Annotated in this window: 14 protein-coding genes and 1 riboswitch; of the genes, 9 read left to right on the forward strand and 5 right to left on the reverse strand. The window is 64.1% G+C overall.

Annotation, left to right across the window (positions count from 1 at the left end; all coding sequences use genetic code 11):
- Positions 1 to 215: 215 nt before the first annotated feature.
- Positions 216 to 782, reverse strand: a complete 567-nt coding sequence (locus BLS55_RS04855) for a helix-turn-helix domain-containing protein (protein ID WP_092153233.1) — start codon at positions 780 to 782, stop codon at positions 216 to 218.
- Between the two features lie 177 nt (positions 783 to 959).
- The gene (locus tag BLS55_RS04860) at positions 960 to 2,675 is read right to left on the reverse strand and encodes a 30S ribosomal protein S1 (RefSeq protein ID WP_092153234.1); all 1,716 of its coding nucleotides are present in this window, start codon (positions 2,673 to 2,675) and stop codon (positions 960 to 962) included.
- Between the two features lie 138 nt (positions 2,676 to 2,813).
- Positions 2,814 to 3,026, forward strand: a riboswitch (cobalamin riboswitch).
- A 34-nt stretch (positions 3,027 to 3,060) separates the two neighbouring features.
- On the opposite strand from BLS55_RS04860, the gene BLS55_RS04865 reads away from it, so the two are divergent.
- Positions 3,061 to 3,978, forward strand: coding sequence for a sirohydrochlorin cobaltochelatase (locus BLS55_RS04865; protein WP_092153235.1), 918 nt, complete (start codon positions 3,061 to 3,063; stop codon positions 3,976 to 3,978).
- Between the two features lie 150 nt (positions 3,979 to 4,128).
- Here BLS55_RS04865 and sfsA read toward each other — a convergent pair whose 3' ends face one another.
- Entirely contained in the window at positions 4,129 to 4,986 is an 858-nt protein-coding gene (gene sfsA / locus BLS55_RS04870) for a DNA/RNA nuclease SfsA (protein WP_092153236.1), read from the reverse strand.
- Positions 4,987 to 5,074: 88 nt separating this feature from the next.
- Between sfsA and BLS55_RS04875 the strand changes: the two genes are divergently transcribed.
- A complete protein-coding gene (locus BLS55_RS04875) occupies positions 5,075 to 6,271 on the forward strand; it encodes a pyridoxal phosphate-dependent aminotransferase (protein WP_092153237.1) in 1,197 nt (398 codons plus the stop codon).
- Between the two features lie 96 nt (positions 6,272 to 6,367).
- Here BLS55_RS04875 and BLS55_RS04880 read toward each other — a convergent pair whose 3' ends face one another.
- Positions 6,368 to 7,729, reverse strand: coding sequence for a sigma-54-dependent transcriptional regulator (locus tag BLS55_RS04880; RefSeq protein WP_092153238.1), 1,362 nt, complete (start codon positions 7,727 to 7,729; stop codon positions 6,368 to 6,370).
- Positions 7,726 to 9,600, reverse strand: coding sequence for a sensor histidine kinase (locus tag BLS55_RS04885; RefSeq protein ID WP_092153239.1), 1,875 nt, complete (start codon positions 9,598 to 9,600; stop codon positions 7,726 to 7,728). Before BLS55_RS04885 ends, BLS55_RS04880 begins: the two co-directional genes overlap by 4 nt.
- A gap of 248 nt (positions 9,601 to 9,848) precedes the next feature.
- Between BLS55_RS04885 and BLS55_RS04890 the strand changes: the two genes are divergently transcribed.
- From BLS55_RS04890 to sucD, 7 genes are all read left to right on the forward strand, one after another.
- Complete coding sequence (locus BLS55_RS04890; RefSeq protein ID WP_092153240.1) at positions 9,849 to 11,375, forward strand: SLC13 family permease; 1,527 nt, start codon at positions 9,849 to 9,851, stop codon at positions 11,373 to 11,375.
- A 47-nt stretch (positions 11,376 to 11,422) separates the two neighbouring features.
- Complete coding sequence (locus BLS55_RS04895; protein ID WP_092153241.1) at positions 11,423 to 11,644, forward strand: indolepyruvate ferredoxin oxidoreductase subunit alpha; 222 nt, start codon at positions 11,423 to 11,425, stop codon at positions 11,642 to 11,644.
- Positions 11,641 to 12,792 (forward strand): 2-oxoacid:acceptor oxidoreductase subunit alpha, encoded by a 1,152-nt coding sequence (locus tag BLS55_RS04900; RefSeq protein WP_092153120.1) that lies wholly within the window; start codon positions 11,641 to 11,643, stop codon positions 12,790 to 12,792. Before BLS55_RS04895 ends, BLS55_RS04900 begins: the two co-directional genes overlap by 4 nt.
- A gap of 1 nt (position 12,793) precedes the next feature.
- A complete protein-coding gene (locus BLS55_RS04905; RefSeq protein ID WP_092153121.1) occupies positions 12,794 to 13,591 on the forward strand; it encodes a 2-oxoacid:ferredoxin oxidoreductase subunit beta in 798 nt (265 codons plus the stop codon).
- Between the two features lie 4 nt (positions 13,592 to 13,595).
- Positions 13,596 to 14,153, forward strand: coding sequence for a 2-oxoacid:acceptor oxidoreductase family protein (locus tag BLS55_RS04910; protein WP_092153122.1), 558 nt, complete (start codon positions 13,596 to 13,598; stop codon positions 14,151 to 14,153).
- Between the two features lie 215 nt (positions 14,154 to 14,368).
- Positions 14,369 to 15,541 carry an ADP-forming succinate--CoA ligase subunit beta gene (sucC, locus tag BLS55_RS04915; protein ID WP_092153123.1) on the forward strand — a complete coding sequence of 391 codons (1,173 nt, stop codon included), beginning with the start codon at positions 14,369 to 14,371 and terminating at the stop codon, positions 15,539 to 15,541.
- Entirely contained in the window at positions 15,538 to 16,413 is an 876-nt protein-coding gene (sucD, locus tag BLS55_RS04920) for a succinate--CoA ligase subunit alpha (protein WP_092153124.1), read from the forward strand. The genes sucC and sucD overlap by 4 nt, the downstream gene beginning before the upstream one ends.
- Positions 16,414 to 16,466 lie beyond the last annotated feature (53 nt).

The following is a 16,466-nucleotide window of genomic DNA, read 5'->3' on the forward strand; positions in this document are numbered from 1 at the left end:
GAACAAAAGTTTCCTTCCACCACGCCCCCACCCTTCAAAAACGTTATTCTTTTATGGGAGTGCAAAGGCTTTGCCCTGGTCTGGGCCGCGCACTGGAACCGCGGCGCAGAACCGGCGCAGCTTCCGGCCAGGTTCCGCGCCGCGGGCCAATCATAAACAGGCAGGCAAGGAGGGCCTGCGCGGGCCCATAAAAAGGAAGGCCTGCCCGCGCCCTGCTACGGGTTGTAGGTGACGGCCAGAATCTCCACCGGCCCGTCGCCGGCCGCCCCCACATAGTGGGGCACAATGGAATTGTAGTAGATGGTTTCGCCGGGGTTAAGCACATGGGCCTCGCGCCCATACACCACCAGCAGCTGGCCTTTGAGCACAAAGATAAATTCCTCGCCCTCGTGGGAGGTTGTCTTGCGCTCGCCCCCGTCCGGAAAGATGCGGATGTGGAAGGGCTCCATATTGCGGTCATTCTTGCCCTTGCCCAGCGCGTGGTACACATAGCTGGGGCGGGGAATGCGCCCGGTGTGCAGGGCCTCGTCCGCCTCGCCCTCTTTATGGACGCTGCTCACGATGGGGTCGCGGCTGAACTGATCGTCCAGAAAGGTGCCCAGGCGCACGCCCAGGGCGCGGGCCACCTTCTGCAGCGGACCGATGCAGGGGTAAATGGTGTTGTTTTCCAGCTTTTCCAGGTACGCCTCGGTCAGCCCCGTATGCTGGGCCAGGGTCGGCAGATCCATTTCGCGCTCTTCACGAAAAACCCGGATGCGGGAACCGATGGTATGGGGGGACATGGGGGCCTCCTGCGGCTATGACGGCGGTGGCGGGATGCGCGCGGGCGGGGAGAGGATGCGGCAGGAGGCGCGCCTGCGGCGCGCCTCCTGCCTTATTCCTGGTCTGGCGCGCGCCTGTGCGGCGCGCTCAGACCCTGATGCCGAAGCCGGTTCACGCCGAAGCGCGTTCCAGCCGGCTTAGCCGTTGTTTTCGCTTTCTTCAAACTTCTGCTTGAGCAGATCGCCCAGGCTCTGACCCGCTTCCTGCGGTCCGGAGTGGAACTCCTTGGGCTTGCGGCGGTCGTCCTCATCCTTGATCTGCTTGATGGAGAGGCCCAGGCGGCGCTCCTCGGCGCTCACATGGATGACTTTGGCCTGGATTTCCTGGCCTTCCTTGTACATCTCGGCCGGGGACTTGACCTTCTTGCTGGAAAGCTCGGAAACGTGCACCAGGCCTTCAATGCCTTCTTCAACCTCTACAAAGAGGCCGAAGTCGGTGATGTTGGTCACAATGCCCTTGACCGTGCAGCCCACGGGATAGGTGCTGGGCACATGGCCCCAGGGGTCGTCCACCAGCTGCTTGACGCCCAGGGTGAACTTTTCGTTCTCCTGGTCCACGGTCAGCACCTTGGCCTGCACAGTGTCGCCCACCTTGTACAGCTCGTTGGGATGGCGCACTTTTTTGGTCCAGGAGATGTCAGAGACGTGGATGAGGCCGTCGATGCCGTCCTCAATGCCGATGAACATGCCGAATTCGGTGATGTTCTTGATAACGCCCTCAAGGATGGTGCCTTCGGGGTATTTCTCGGCCACCAGCTCCCAGGGGTTGGGCCGCACCTGCTTCATGCCCAGGCTGATGCGCTTTTTGTCGCCGTCCACGCCCAGGATGACCACTTCCACCTCGTCGCCGGTGTGGACCATCTGGGAAGGGTGGCGCAGCTTGCGCGTCCAGGACATTTCAGAAATGTGCACCAGGCCTTCCACGCCGGGCTCCAGCTCCACAAATGCGCCGTAGTCCACCAGGTTGGTGACCTTGCCGGTGCATTTGGCCCCTTCGGGGAAGCGGGCGGAGATGTCCTGCCACGGATCCGGCACCAGCTGCTTGAGGCCCAGGGAGACCTTGTTGGTCTCGCGGTCAAAGGAAAGCACCTTGAGGGTCAGGTCCTGACCGATGGCGATCATTTCCTTGGGATGACGAATGCGCTTCCAGCTCATGTCCGTGATGTGCAGCAGGCCATCCAGGCCGCCCAGGTCCACAAACACGCCGTATTCAGTAATATTTTTGGCTTTGCCCTGCACAATCTGGCCTTCGGCCAGGGTGCGCAGCAGCTCCTGCCGCTTGGAGTCGCGCTCTTCCTCAAGCAGCACGCGCCGCGAAACAATGACGTTGCTGCGGCGGCGGTTGATCTTGAGCACGCGGAACTCGAACTCCTGGTTGACCAGGGCGTCCATATCGGGCACGGGGCGCAGATCCACATGGGAACCGGGCAAAAACGCCTCCACCCCGCCGATGTCCACCGTGTAGCCGCCCTTGATGCGGCGCACAATGTGACCCTTGATGACCCTGTTGTTCTCCTGCACATCCTCGAGCTGGTCAAAGACCTGCATGCGCTTGGCCTTCTCGAAGGAAAGGGTGATGGTGCCGTCGTTCTCGTTCTTGCGAACCACATAGACGTCCACCTTGTCGCCCACCTTGACGGCCATGTTGCCGGCGGCGTCGCGGAACTCGGCCGCGGGGATCTGCCCCTCGGACTTGAAGTTCACGTCCACCAGCACCGTGTCGTCGTCCACGCGGACAATCTCGCCCTTGGTGATGGAGCCTTCCTCAAGGTCGCCAAAATCGGGATTGAGATAGTTTTCGAGGGCGCTTTCGAAATTGATTTCGCTTTCGTGCCCGGTTTCCAAACCTGCCATATGTCCAGCCTCCAAACATGATTTCCCCCAACCAGGGAGGGTGATGTAGTAGCAGGATTTTCCCAAAAGAACAAGGAAAAATCCGCGCAAACAGGCCCCGGAAGCCGAAAAACCGGCCCCCGCGTCCGCCCGCGGCCTTGACTTTTGCCCGCTCCTGGTATCCTTTAGGCGAAATATGCGGGGAATTCCGTGCGAATCGGAAACAGTCGCGCTGCGGTAAGAGGGTACGACGTTTCTTCGCGCGCCGTCGGCAAACCGGCGACGCGCGCGACAGCCAGGCGCTCCGGCGCTGAAGGCGAAACCAAGGCCAGCCCCTCAAGTCCGAATACCCGCCGGGCGGTTTTGCCCTTTCTCAACCCGTCAACGCGCCATTGAGGAGGTTGCCATGTCGCGTATTTCGCCCCTTGCGGGCTCCCGTCTCCTGCTGCTGCTCTTCCTGCTGCTCACGGCCCTGGCAGCGGCGCCCGCCGCGCCCCGCGCCGCCGAGGCCCCCAAACAGGGCATCCTGCTGGTGGCCTTCGGCACCAGCGTGCCTGAAGCCCTGCCCGCCATGGAAGCCGTGGACAAAGAATTCAAACAGGCCTTCCCCGGCGAACCCGTGATCTGGGCCTACACCTCCCAGATCATCCGCAAAAAAATCGCCGCCCAGGGCCGCCCCGTGGGCGGCATCAGCGACGGCCTCGCCCAGCTGGCCAAGGACGGCGCAAAAGTCGTGCGCGTGCAGTCTCTGCACATTATGGCCGGCGAAGAATTCTCCGCCCTGGAACGCGCCGTGCTCATCGACCTGCAAAAAAATCCCGGTCGCTTCGACGCCGTCTACCTGGGCCGCCCCATGCTGGAATCCGCCGCCGACGCCCGCGCCCTGGCCGCCGCCGTCAACGCGGAAACCAAGACCCTGCGCGGCAAAAACGCCGCCCTGGTGCTTATGGGCCACGGCCAGGAACACGGCCGCGCCGGCCTGACCTTTGAAGGCGTGCGCGCCCTGTTCCACAACCAGGACAAACACGTCTTCATGGCCACCGTGGAAGGCGAACGCAGCTTCGACGACCTGCTCAAAGAGCTCAAAGCCGCCAAGGTCAAATCCGTGGTCCTCTCCCCCCTCATGCTGGTGGCCGGCGACCACGCCCGCAACGACCTGGCCGGCGACGAAGACGACTCCTGGGCCTCGCGGCTCAAAGCCGCCGGCTTCAAAGTGACCGCCAACCTCAAAGGCCTCGGCCAGGTGCCCGGCGCCCGAGCCATCCTCGTCCAGCACGCCAAAAACGCCACGGACGACCTGACCAAAGAACCCAGAAAAAAATAACGAACGTTTTGTGGTGTGCGGGGAGGGGAACTTTGTGAACAAAAGTTCCCCTCCCCGCCACACCACCCCCATCCTTCAAAAAACTTTTCTTCCCCCAGACAACGCGCAAGAAGTACCCAGGCTGGAAGAGCTCCGCCGGAGGCTCCCGCACTACGCCCGCACGGGCAGCGTTGCGCCCAGGTCCACCCCCGCCGGACTCACCAGAGCCCGAAACGGGTACATCTCCACCCCACATTCCCGCGCCGCCTGAAACAGGGCGGCGTATTCCGGATCAATGCAGTCCGCCGGGGCAAAACAACGTCCGTCCGGCCGCTGCACCAGATAAAACATGGCCGCCCGCTCGCCGTGGGCCGTAATATCCATCAGCTCCCGCAGATGCTTGCGGCCGCGCTCGCTGGCCGCATCCGGAAAGCAGGCCGCATCGTCCTCCACCAGGGTCACGTTCTTGCATTCCACCCACAGGGGCGGCAGCCCTGGCGCGGTAAACAGCCCGTCCAGCCGGCTCTGCCCGCGCCGGGCCTCGCGGGTCAGCTGCGTGTAGCCCGCGGCAAACGGCAGCCGCCCGGCTTTGAAGGCCGCTTCCAGCATCCTGTTGGGCACGGAAGTGTTGACGCCCACCCAGAATCCGCTGTCCCGACAATGGCCCGTGGGCAGAGCCAAGGCCGCGGCCGGGGCCCCGGTGCGGGCCTGCGGGCCGCCCTCCGCGCCGGGGCGCTGCGGTACGGCGGTCTGCGCCAGCCAGACGCATTCCTGCGTGTATTTGAGCTTGCGGGCGGGATTGGCCGCCGGAGAAGCCAGCACGGGCGCGCCGGGCCGGGTCAGCCCCAGCATGCTGCCGGAATTGTTGCTGTGGATCCAGACTGAGCCCTGCGCGGTGCGGATCTCCACGCTGAAGCGGTTGCGCCGCTGCACAAAGGCCCCCAGAAGACAGCCCGACGGCAGCGGCAGCAAAGGCGGCCTTGCCGCCGCCTGTGGAATATTCCCGCGCACGCTTTGCGTCTCACGCATTTACACCCCCCGGCGAAATTGATAAAACTGCCCACGGTCCGCGGGCGCGGGCCGCAAACGCCCCCTTTCCCGGCCGCAAGGAGCCCCCATGCAGATATCGCACCGTCTGAGCAATATCAAACCGTCCCTGACCCTCAGCGTCAACAGCCGCGCGCTGGAACTCAAAGCCCAGGGGGTGTCCGTCACCAGTCTGGCCGTGGGCGAGCCGGACTTTCCCACGCCGCCGCACGTCTGCGCCGCGGCCAAAGCGGCCATTGACGCCAACTTCTGCCACTACACGGCCGTGCCCGGCATCCCTGAGCTGCGCAAGGCCGCGGGCGACTACTTCGGCCGCACCTACGGCGTGCCCGTGCCGCGCGAATCCATCATCATCGGCGCGGGCGGCAAGCACTGCCTCTACAACTTTATCCAGACCACCATCAATCCAGGGGACGAAGTGCTCCTGCCCGCCCCCTACTGGCTGAGCTATCCGGACATGATCATGCTGGCGGAAGGCGTGCCCGTGCCCGTGGCCGCCGGGCCGGAACAGGGCTTCAAGGTCACGCCCGCCATGCTGGAGGCCCACCGCACGCCCAAAACCCGCCTGCTTATCCTCAATTCCCCCAGCAACCCCACCGGGGCCGTCTACACCGAGGCGGAATTCACGGCCATCATGGATTGGGCCCTGGGCCAGGACATCTTTGTGCTTTCGGACGAAATCTACGACCAGCTCGTCTTCCCGCCGGCCGTCATGACCAGCGCCATCGGCTGGTTTGCCGAATACCCCCGGCAGGTGGCCGTGCTCAACGGCCTTTCCAAAAGCTACGCCATGACCGGCTGGCGGGTGGGCTTTCTGGCTGCGCACCCGGATCTGATCAAAAAAATCTCCTCCATGCAGGGGCACAGCACGTCCAACATCTGTTCCATCGCCCAGAAGGCCGGGCTTGCGGCCCTTACCGGGCCCATGGACGGCGTGCGGGAAATGCGCCAGGCCTTCCAGCGCCGCCGCGATCTGGCCATGCACATCATTGCGGACTGGCCCTTTGCCGTCTGCCCCCGGCCGGACGGGGCCTTCTACCTCTTTGTGGACGTGCGCAAATGCTTCGGCCGCTTGGCCGCCAACTCTACGGAGGTCTGCACCAGACTGCTGGACAAAGCCCATGTGGCCGTGGTGCCCGGCGCGGCTTTCGGGGACGACAACTGCATCCGCTTTTCCTATGCCGTGGCTGACGACGTGCTGGCCAAAGCCCTGGACCGCATCGGCGCGGAGCTGGCCGTGCTGGCGGCCGAAGCCGCGCGGGGCTGAACCGCCGGACCGCATTGCGGTTATGCGAAAAAAAACGCCAACGGCGCGGAACCGCAAGCAGGTTCCGCGCCGCTTTTGTCTTCGGTCTGGGGCGCGCTATAAAAATTTGTCTATGCACGCGGCGCGGGTAATGCCCAGCTTGGCCATTTTTTCGTTCAGGGTGCGGCGGGGCAGGCCCAGCTCTTCCATAACCAGGCGCATATCGCCTTTGTGGCGCTTAATGGCGTCCAGGATAAGCTGACGCTCAAAGGCCCGCACATGGTCCAGCAGGCCCGCCCTGTCCGGCGCGCCCTGTTCGCCGCCGGCGCGCAGGCTTTCCAGAGCCTGACTGCCAGAAAGCACATAGCGCGCGGCCATGTTTTTGAGTTCACGCACATTGCCGGGCCAGGCGTGGGCCATAAGCAAGGCCATGTCTTCGCTGTCGGGTGTGGCGGCCTCCCGGCCATAGTTGGCGGCCGCGTATTCGGTGAACAGGGAAAAAAGCAGGGGGATGTCCTCCTTATGTTCGCGCAGGGGGGGCAGCAGCAGTTCAAAGGTGGCCAGCCGGTAGTAAAGATCCTCACGAAACCGGCCCTGGCGGCATTTTTCCTTCAGGTCTTCGTTGCTGGAGGCCATAACGCGAAAATCCACCGGCCGGGGGCTGTGGGTTCCCAGAGGGGTGACGCATTTTTCCTGCATGGCGCGCAAAAGTTTGCCCTGCATCTCCAGGGGCATGCTGTTGATTTCGTCCAGAAACAGCGTGCCCCCGGCGGCGGCCTCCAGCTTGCCGGTGTGGGGGCGGTCCGCGCCTGTAAACGCCCCGCGCGCGTAGCCGAAGAGCTCGCTTTCCGCCAGGGAAAGGGGAATGGAGGTGCAGTCCACCACCACAAAGGGTTTGGCGGCGCGAGGGCTGCAGTCGTGCAGGCAGCGCGCCGCCACCTCCTTGCCGGTGCCTGTTTCGCCCAGCAGTAGCACGGCGGCGGCGGTGGGAGCCACGTCCATAATCTTGCGCTTTACGGCGCGCATGGCCGGGTGCGCGCCCACCAGCCGGGCATCCAGGCCCTGGGCCGCGGCCAGATCCTGCTTCATGCGGCGCAGCTCCAGCACCAGGCGGCGTTTCTCCTGGGCGCGGCTCAGGATATCGCACAACGTGTCTTCGTTAAAAGGCTTTTCGATAAAATCGTAAGCCCCCTGGTGCATGGCCTCCACGGCGGTGGTCACGTCTCCGTGGGCGGTGATGAGGATGACCGGAATATCCGCGTCAATGCGCATAATGCGGCGCAAAAGTTCCATGCCGTCCATGCCGGGCATACGCACGTCGGAAAGCACCACGCCGTCAAAACGGGAATCCAGCGCGGGCAGGGCCGCCTCGGGGCTGTCAAAATCGCTCACCGTAAAGCCGGAATATTCCAGCAGCTGCCCCACAGAAAGGCGCAGGCTTTTGTCGTCATCAATAAAAAAGACCGTGTGCTTGCTCATAGGCCGGTACCGTTGTGGACGCGGGGAAGGCGAAGGACAAAGCGGGTGCCGTGCGGCTGCACGTCCTCCGCCCGGATCTCGCCGTGCAGGGCGCGGATGACCTTATCCACAATGGAAAGGCCAAGGCCGATGCCCTCCCCGGAGCGTTTGGTGCTGAAAAAGGGTTTGAAGATATGCTCGCGGGCCTCCGGCGGGATGCCAGGGCCGTTGTCCTCAATGCTGATGACGCACCAGGTGTCGTCGCGGCGCACGCGGATGTCGATGGCGGGTGGCGGGGCTTCGGCCGGGGCGGCCTTGCGGGCGGCGTCCAGCGCGTCCAGGGCGTTGTGGATAATGTTGATGAGCACCTGCTCCAGCTGCAGGGCGTCGGCCCAAACCACGGCGTCCTCCGGGCATTGGCGGGTGGGCACGCAGGCCATGGCCTCGGCCCTGAAGTGCAGAACACTCAAGGCGTTTTCAATGCTTTCGGCCAACCGCACGGGGCCGAGCGTCATGGAGGCCTTACGCGAAAAATGCCGCAGCTGGCCGATGAGCCCTTCCAGGCGCTGCACCAGCTCCATGATGTGCCCGGTGGTGCTTTCCACCTCCTTGTAGCGCCCGTCCTGCACCAGCCTGCGGCAGGAGACGATGAACATGCGCATGGAGGTAACAGGCTGGCTCAGCTCATGCGCCACGGAGGCCGCCACCTGGCCCAGGGCCGCCAGCTGCCCCGCGTGCAGAAGGTCGTCCTGGGCGGCCAGAAGCTCGCGCTCGGTCTTCTTGCGCCGCCGCACTTCGCTGGCCAGGCGCTGGTTCACGGCCCGGATGCGCTGGGCCTCATGGGCTTCGCGCCGGGCCTGGGCCACGGCAAAAAAGGCGTAGCCCAGCAAGGCCGCCAAGGCCACCAAGGCCACGCCGCCCGCGCTGATAAGCCAGAGCGTCTCCTGGCGGTCGGTCATTTCCCGCGCCGGTTTAAGAAACCAGATGTCCCAGCCGTAGGGCTCCACCCGCCGTCTGGCGTAGAGCCAGTCCTGGCCGCCCAGGGCCATCATGTCCAGGTGGAACCGGCGGAAAAACCGCGCGTCCAGTGCCGCGGGCGGAGTAGGGCCGTACTGCCGCTGCTCCAGCACGGCGGCCTGAACGTCCGGCTCCAGGGGCCGGAGGGAGCGGTAACGCCAGGCGTCGTTGCTGGAAAGAAAAACCACGCCGTGCACATCAGTAATAAATACGGTTTCGCCGCCCGCGCGCCATTCGCGCTGGAGCATGGAGAGGTCCACCTTGGTCACGGCCACGCCTGCCACCCGCTCTCTGTCGTGCGCGCGCCCGAAACGACAGGCCGGATCTACGCCCGGCGCGTAGACCGCCTGGGTGATGAAAAAACCGGGCCGCCCCGTGGTGGCCCCCACGCCGAAATATGTGCCGCGCCCGGCAGCCAGGGCGTCCTGATAGTAGGGGCGGTAGCGGTATTTGTGTCCCGCAAAGCTCCCAGGCCTGTTCCAGTTGCTGGTGGCCACGGTATTGCCCTCCCTGTCCAGAATGAAGAGGTCCAGGGATCCGGCCGCGGCATTGATGTCTTCCAGATAAAGGTTCACCGCCTGCGGGTCGCCATTTTCAGTCAGCAATTGCCGAACTTTGGCATTATTGGCGAGGATATGGGGCAGATAGTTGTATTTGTCCAGGGCGGAGTGGAGCGTGCCCACATAGAGGGTCAGGCGCTCGCCTGTCACGCGGTCCAGCTCGGCCGTAAGGTCTCTTTCGGCGTAGCTTTGGAAGCGCCAGGCCAGCAACAGGCTCAGCGCCAGACAGACCAGCAGAATCAGCAGGGCGCGGCGGCTGGAGAGGACGGCCACGACCTGCGTGGAAAACAGCTCTGTTTTTTTGGCGTGCTGCATAACGATTCCACGGCTCCTTGCTTTTTTTCCTATACATCCATGAAAGGGCCCGCGCAACGCGCGGCGTGCGCCGCATCGGCAAAAATCCGCCGAGGCAGGAACCGCCTCTGAGCGGTTTCTTGCGCAGCGACTTCCCGGCCTTTGCGTAACCGCGCCAAAAGGCTGTTACTTTGTCATACCACCTTGGCACCGCTTTTGCTCAGGGGGGCGTAACTTTTCTGTAACCCGTTCGCCAAGGAGGAACATGTATGGCTGAAGACTCCCGTACCTTGGTCCAGAAATCAGGCCTCTGGCTGGCGCTGGGCGCGTTGCTGATCATCGTTCTGCTGCCGCAGCCCGAGGGCCTGCCCGTAGCCGGCCAGCGCATGCTGGGCCTGCTGGTGTTTTCGGTCATCCTCTGGATGACCGAGGCCGTCTCCTACCCTGTGAGCGCGGCAGTCATTCTGTCCGCCATGACCTTGCTGCTGGGGTTCTCGCCCTCGGTAGCCGACCCCAACGTGCCTTACGGCATGAACGCCGCCTTGGTCACGGGCCTCAAGGGGCTTTCCAACGGGGCCTGGGCCATGGTGGCCGCGGCGCTGTTTCTGGCCGTGGGCATGCAGACCACGGGCTTTGACCGCAGGCTGGCTCTGAAGATCATGTCCCTGGTGGGCACCAAAAGCAGCCGACTGCTGCTGGGGGTCATCGGCGTGGGTTTCACCCTCAGCTTTTTTGTGCCTTCCACCACGGCCCGCGTGGCCTGTATTGTGCCCATCGTGGGCGGCATCATCGCCTCGCTGGGCATCAACCGTCAGGGCAAGCTGGCCGGTCTGCTCATGATCGCCTGCGCCCAGGTGGACAGCATCTGGAATGTGGGCATCAAAACCGCCGCCGCGCAGAACATGATTGCGGTCAACTTCATCCGACAGACCCTGGGCGTGGAAATCAGCTGGCTTGACTGGCTGGCGGCCGCCGCGCCCTTTGCTATCCTCATGTCCGTGATCCTTTATTTTGTGCTGCTCAAACTCATGCCCCCGGAAATTGACCAGATCCCCGGCGGTGACGCCATCATCAAAAAAGAGCTGGAAGAGCTTGGGCCCATGAAGGGCGCTGAATTCAAGCTCATGATCATCTCCATCTGCCTGCTGCTGTTCTGGGTACTGGAAGGCAAAACCTGGGGCATGTTCGGCATCGGCGGCGCCATGGGCGCGCAGAAGATCCATCCCTTCAGCACGGCGGTCAGCACCATTCTGGCCGTCACCATCATGCTGATCCCCAGTGTGGGCATCATGAACTGGAAGGACGCCCAGAAACGCATCAATTGGGGCACCATCATCCTGTTCGGCATCGGCATCAGCCTGGGATCGGCCATCATTTCCACCAAGGCAGGCGTCTGGTTAGCCAAGTACATTGTGAGCGTTTTCGGTCTGGCCGCCAGCACGCCCTTTACCATTCTCGCCATTCTGGCCCTGTTTCTCATTGTCATCCACATGGGCTTCGCCTCGGCCACGGCCCTGGCCTCGGCCATGATTCCCATCATCATTTCCGTGCTCACGGAGGTTTCCAAGGTCAAGGGCGGCGGCGTCAACATCCTGGGCATGACCATGATTCTGCAATATGTGGTGAGCTTCGGCTTCATCCTGCCGGTCAACGCGCCGCAGAACATGATTGCCTACGGCACTGAAACCTTTACTGTGCGCGACTTTGTGCGCACGGGCATCCCGCTGACCATCATCGCCTACGCGGGCATCCTGCTTATGGCCGCCACCTATTGGAAATGGCTCGGCTATGTGTAGCCTTTCTTCCACCCCCCAACCCAACAGAGGATAAAGGACGATTTTTTATGGCCGTCTACATCAATCGCCAATGGTGCAAAGGCTGCGGCATCTGCGTGGCCTTTTGTCCCAAGAAGGCGCTGTCTCTGGATGACGCGGGCAAGGCCTGCCATGATCCTGAGCTGTGCGTGGAGTGTGGCATGTGCGAACAGTACTGTCCCGACCTGGCCGTGACGGTGGAAAAAACCGCCAGGGCAAGCAAGGCCGGCAACGGCAAGGAGGCCGCATGAGCGAGGGCGAAATCCGTTTCGTGCAGGGCAACGAGGCCTGTGTGCGCGGCGCTCTGTATGCCGGGGTGCGTTTTTTTGCGGGCTACCCCATCACCCCATCCACCGAGGTGGCCGAGCACCTGGCGGAGCAGCTGCCCCGCGTGGGCGGCAAGTTTGTGCAGATGGAGGATGAAATCGCCTCCATGTGCGCGGTGTGCGGGGCTTCCCTGGCCGGGTCCAAGGCCATGACCGCCACCAGCGGGCCGGGCTTTTCCCTCAAGCAGGAGGCCATCGGCTATGCGGTCATGGCCGAGATTCCCTGCGTGGTGGTCAACGTGCAGCGCGGCGGGCCTTCCACAGGCCTGCCCACCAAGGTGGCCCAGGGCGACGTGAACCAAGCCCGCTGGGGCACCCACGGCGACCACGCCATCATCGTGCTCACGGCGTCCACCATTCAGGACGTGTTCAGCATCACGGTGGAGGCCTTCAACCTGGCCGAAACCTACCGCACGCCGGTCATCCTGCTGTTTGACGAGGTGGTGGGCCACATGCGCGAAAAGCTCTTCATCCCGCCGGCGGGCGAGCTGCCCGTGGTGGAGCGCCTGCGTACGGACGTGGCCGCGGGGGTCAACTACCACCCCTACCTGCCGCGCGAGGACGGCCGCCTGCCCATGTCGGACTTCGGCGGCGTGCACCGCTACAACGTCACGGGCCTGTTCCACGACATCTGGGGCTTCCCCACGGAGAATCCGGAACAGGTCAGCAAGCTGGCCTACCACCTGGTGGACAAGATCGAAAACCGCGCCCACCTGCTGGCCCGCTGGAAGGAATTCTACCTGGAGGATGCGGAGCACATCATCATCTCCTACGGCTCCTCGGCGCGCAGCGCGCGGCACCTGGTGGAGACCCGCCGCGCCAAGGGCGACCGCATCGGCCTGCTGGAGCTGCAGACCCTCTGGCCCTTCCCGGCCCAGCTGGTGCGGGAAAAAACCGCCCACGCCCGCAACATTTTTGTGGTGGAGATGAACATGGGCCAGGTCACCACCCAGGTGAAGCAGGTGGTGCAGAAGCCGGACCGCGTGTTCCTGGTCAACCGCATGGACGGCATCATGGTCACGCCCACGGATATCGGCAAAGTCATGCGGGTTATTGAAGGAAGGGGGTTCTGAGATGAGCGTGCAGAATATCCGGGAGCGGTTCTTCCCCCACATCTGGTGTCCCGGCTGCGGCCACGGCACCATCCTTAACAACCTGCTGCACACCGTGCAGGAACTGCAGATAGATCCCTCCAACATGTGCATGGTTTCGGGCATCGGCTGCTCGGCGCGCATTTCCGGCTATGTGGATTTTCACAGCATGCACACCCTGCACGGCCGGGCCCTGGCCTGCGCCACGGGCATCAAGCTGACCCGGCCGGAGCTCAACGTGGTGGTGCCCATGGGCGACGGCGACGCCATGGCCATTGGCGGCAACCACTTTATCCACGCCTGCCGCCGCAATATCGACATGGTGGCCATCATCATGAACAACCGCATCTACGGCATGACCGGCGGGCAGTACTCGCCCCTTTCCGGCGAGGGCATCCTGGCCACCACCGCGCCCTACCACAGCATTGACCACGCCTTTGACACGGTGAAGCTGGCTACTGGCGCGGGGGCCTCCTTTGTGGCCCGCACCACTACCTTCCACGTCAAGGAGATCGTGAGCCTGCTCAAAAAGGCCTTTGCCCACAAGGGCTTCGCCGTGGTGGAAATCCTCACCCAGTGCCCCACCTACTTCGGGCGCAAGAACAAGATGGGCGGGGCCGTGCAGATGCTGGAATGGTACCGCGACAATACCGCCCCCCTGGGCTCCAAAAAGCTGGAGGAGAACCCCAACCTCATTCCCCGCGGCGTGTTCGTGGACGAACAGCGCCCCGAATACTGCGAGGAATACGCCAAAATCATCGCCAAGGCCCACAAGGAGTAGCCCCATGGAAAGATACCGTTTTCTTCTCTCCGGCTCCGGGGGCCAGGGCATCATCACCATGGCCATCCTGCTGGCCGAAGCGGCGGCCCTGTACGAAGGGCTGGTGGCCGTGCAGTCCCAGTCCTACGGCCCGGAAGCCCGCGGCGGGGCCACCCGCTCGGACGTGATTATCGCGGACAGCGAGATCTTCTTCCCCAAGGTCAACCAGCCCAACGTGCTGGTGGCCCTTACCGACGAATCCGCCGCCAAGTACCTGCCGCTTATCCGGCCCGGCGGCATGTGCCTTTACGACAGCGACCTGGTGCACCCCTCGGCCCGCATCGACGCCCGGCGCGTGGGCCTGCCCCTGTTCCACGCCGTAAAGGAAGCCTTTAACGGCAAAACCCAGGCCTTCAACATCTGCGTGCTGGGGGCCCTGGCTACCCTGACCAAGGCCGTGCGCCTGGAATCCCTGGAAAAAGCCCTGGCCGACCGCTTTGCTCCGGCCTTCCACGAAAGCAACAAAAAAGCCCTCCACCTGGGCGCGCAGATGGCCGCGGCCGCGCCTTCGGCCCAGGCGTAAGGGGAAACTGCCTCCGGCGGCCAGGGGGGCACGCCCCCCTGGACCCCCTTTTCACCGCTCCTGGTCCCACAAGGCTTGTTTCAGGGTACGCCCAGCGCGTTTCCTGAGAGAATAAAAGTTTTTGGGGGTGGGGGCGTGGGGGAGGAGACCCTTTTTCAAAAGGGTCCCTCCCCCACAAAAAAACAACAAAATAACAACATAACAAAGGCTTATCCATGAATATTCACGAATACCAGGCAAAGGGCCTGCTGGGCCAGTTCGGCGTGCCCGTGCCCGCGGGAGCGCTGGCGGCCACGGCGGCCGAGGCCCGCGCCGCGGCGGCAGGCCTGCCGGGCCCGGTGTGGGTGGTCAAGGCGCAGATCCACGCGGGCGGCCGGGGCAAAGGCGGCGGCGTGCAGGTCTGCAAGAATCTGGACGCAGTGGAGGCCGCGGCCGGGCACATCATCGGCATGCAGCTCATCACGCACCAGACCGGGCCGGAAGGTAAGAAGGTGCACAAGGTCTGGGTGGAGCAGGGCACGGAGATTGCCCGCGAGCTCTACCTGGCCGTGGTGCTGGACCGGGGCGCGCAGCGCCTGACGGTCATGGCCTCGCCCGACGGCGGCATGGACATTGAAGACGTGGCCGCGCGCACGCCGGAGCGCATTTTTACCACCAGGCTGGACGGCGGGCACCACATCTGGCCGTACCAGGCGCGGCAGCTCTTCTTTGGCTGCGGGCTCACGCCGGAGCAGGTGGGCAAGGGCGCGGCCCTGGTGCAGAACCTGGTGCGCCTGGCCGTGGAAAAGGACGCCGTGCTGGTGGAGATCAATCCCCTGGCCGTGACCACGGCGGGGGACATTGTGGCCCTGGACGCCAAGATGGATTTTGACGAAAGCGCCCTCAAACGCCACCCGGACGTGGCCGCCATGGACGACCCAGAGGAAGGCGACCCCCTGGAGCGCAAGGCGCGGGAGCTGGGCGTGAACTATGTGCGCCTCTCCGGCTATGTGGGCACCATGGTCAACGGCGCGGGCCTGGCCATGGCCACTATGGACGCCATCAAGCAGGCCGGGGCGGCGCCCGCCAACTTTCTGGACGCGGGCGGCGGGGCCAACGAGCAGATGGTGGCCGCGGGCTTTGAAGTCATGCTCTCCGATCCGCATGTGCGGGGCATCCTGATCAATATTTTCGGCGGCATATTGCGCTGCGACATCGTGGCCCAGGGCGTGGTCAACGCGGCCCGCAAGGTGGACCTGCGCCTGCCCCTGGTGGTGCGGCTGGAAGGCACCAATGTGGAAGAAGGCCGGCGCATCCTCAGGGAAAGCGGTCTGAACTTTGAAACGGCGGCCTCCATGAGCGAGGCGGCGCACAAAATTGCGGCCCTCACCGCTGGAGGTGCGGCATGAGCATATTGGTCAACAAAGACACGCGCGTGCTGGTGCAGGGCCTCACGGGGCGCGAAGGCCGCTTCCATACGGAGCAGATGCTGGCCTACGGCACCCAGGTGGTGGCGGGCTGCACGCCGGGCAAGGGCGGACAAAGCGTGCTGGGCGTGCCCGTGTTCAACACCGTGGCTGCGGCCGTGAAGGCAACGGGCGCGGACGTGAGCGTGGTTTTTGTGCCCGCAAGCGTGGCCGCGGACGCCGTGTGTGAGGCCGCAGACGCGGGCCTGCGCCTGGTCATCTGCATTACGGAGCACATCCCGGTGCTGGACATGGTGCGGGTCAAGGCCCGACTCAAGGACACGGGCACGCAGCTGGTGGGCCCCAACTGCCCAGGGGTCATCACTCCCGGCCAGTGCAAGATCGGCATCCAGCCCGGCTACATCCACAAGCCCGGCTCCGTAGGGGTGATCAGCCGCTCCGGCACCCTGACCTATGAGGCCGTGCACCAGCTTACAGCGCAGGGCCTGGGCCAGAGCACCTGCGTGGGCATCGGCGGCGACCCCGTGCCAGGCCTGTACTTTACGGATCTGCTCAAAATGTTCCGGGAAGACCCGGAAACCGAAGCCGTCTGCCTGATCGGCGAAATTGGCGGCGACGGGGAAGAAAAGGCCGCCGCCTACATCAAAGAAAGCGCCTACCCCAAGCCGGTGTTCGGCTTCATTGCCGGGCTTACGGCCCCCAAGGGCAAGCGCATGGGCCACGCCGGGGCCATCATCAGCGGTTCCAAAGGCCGGGGCGAGGACAAAATCGCCGCCCTGGAGGCTGCGGGCGTGACCATCATCCACGAGCTCGGCCGCCTGGGCGAAACCGTAGCCGGAACGTTGCGGGCTTAGCCCTCCAGGCCCGCAGGCGGAGGGGCCTTGTCATGCCGCCCCTTCGCCTTCCA

Origin of the sequence: Desulfovibrio legallii, from assembly GCF_900102485.1 — a bacterium.
GTDB classification, from domain to species: Bacteria; Desulfobacterota; Desulfovibrionia; order Desulfovibrionales; family Desulfovibrionaceae; genus Desulfovibrio; species Desulfovibrio legallii_A.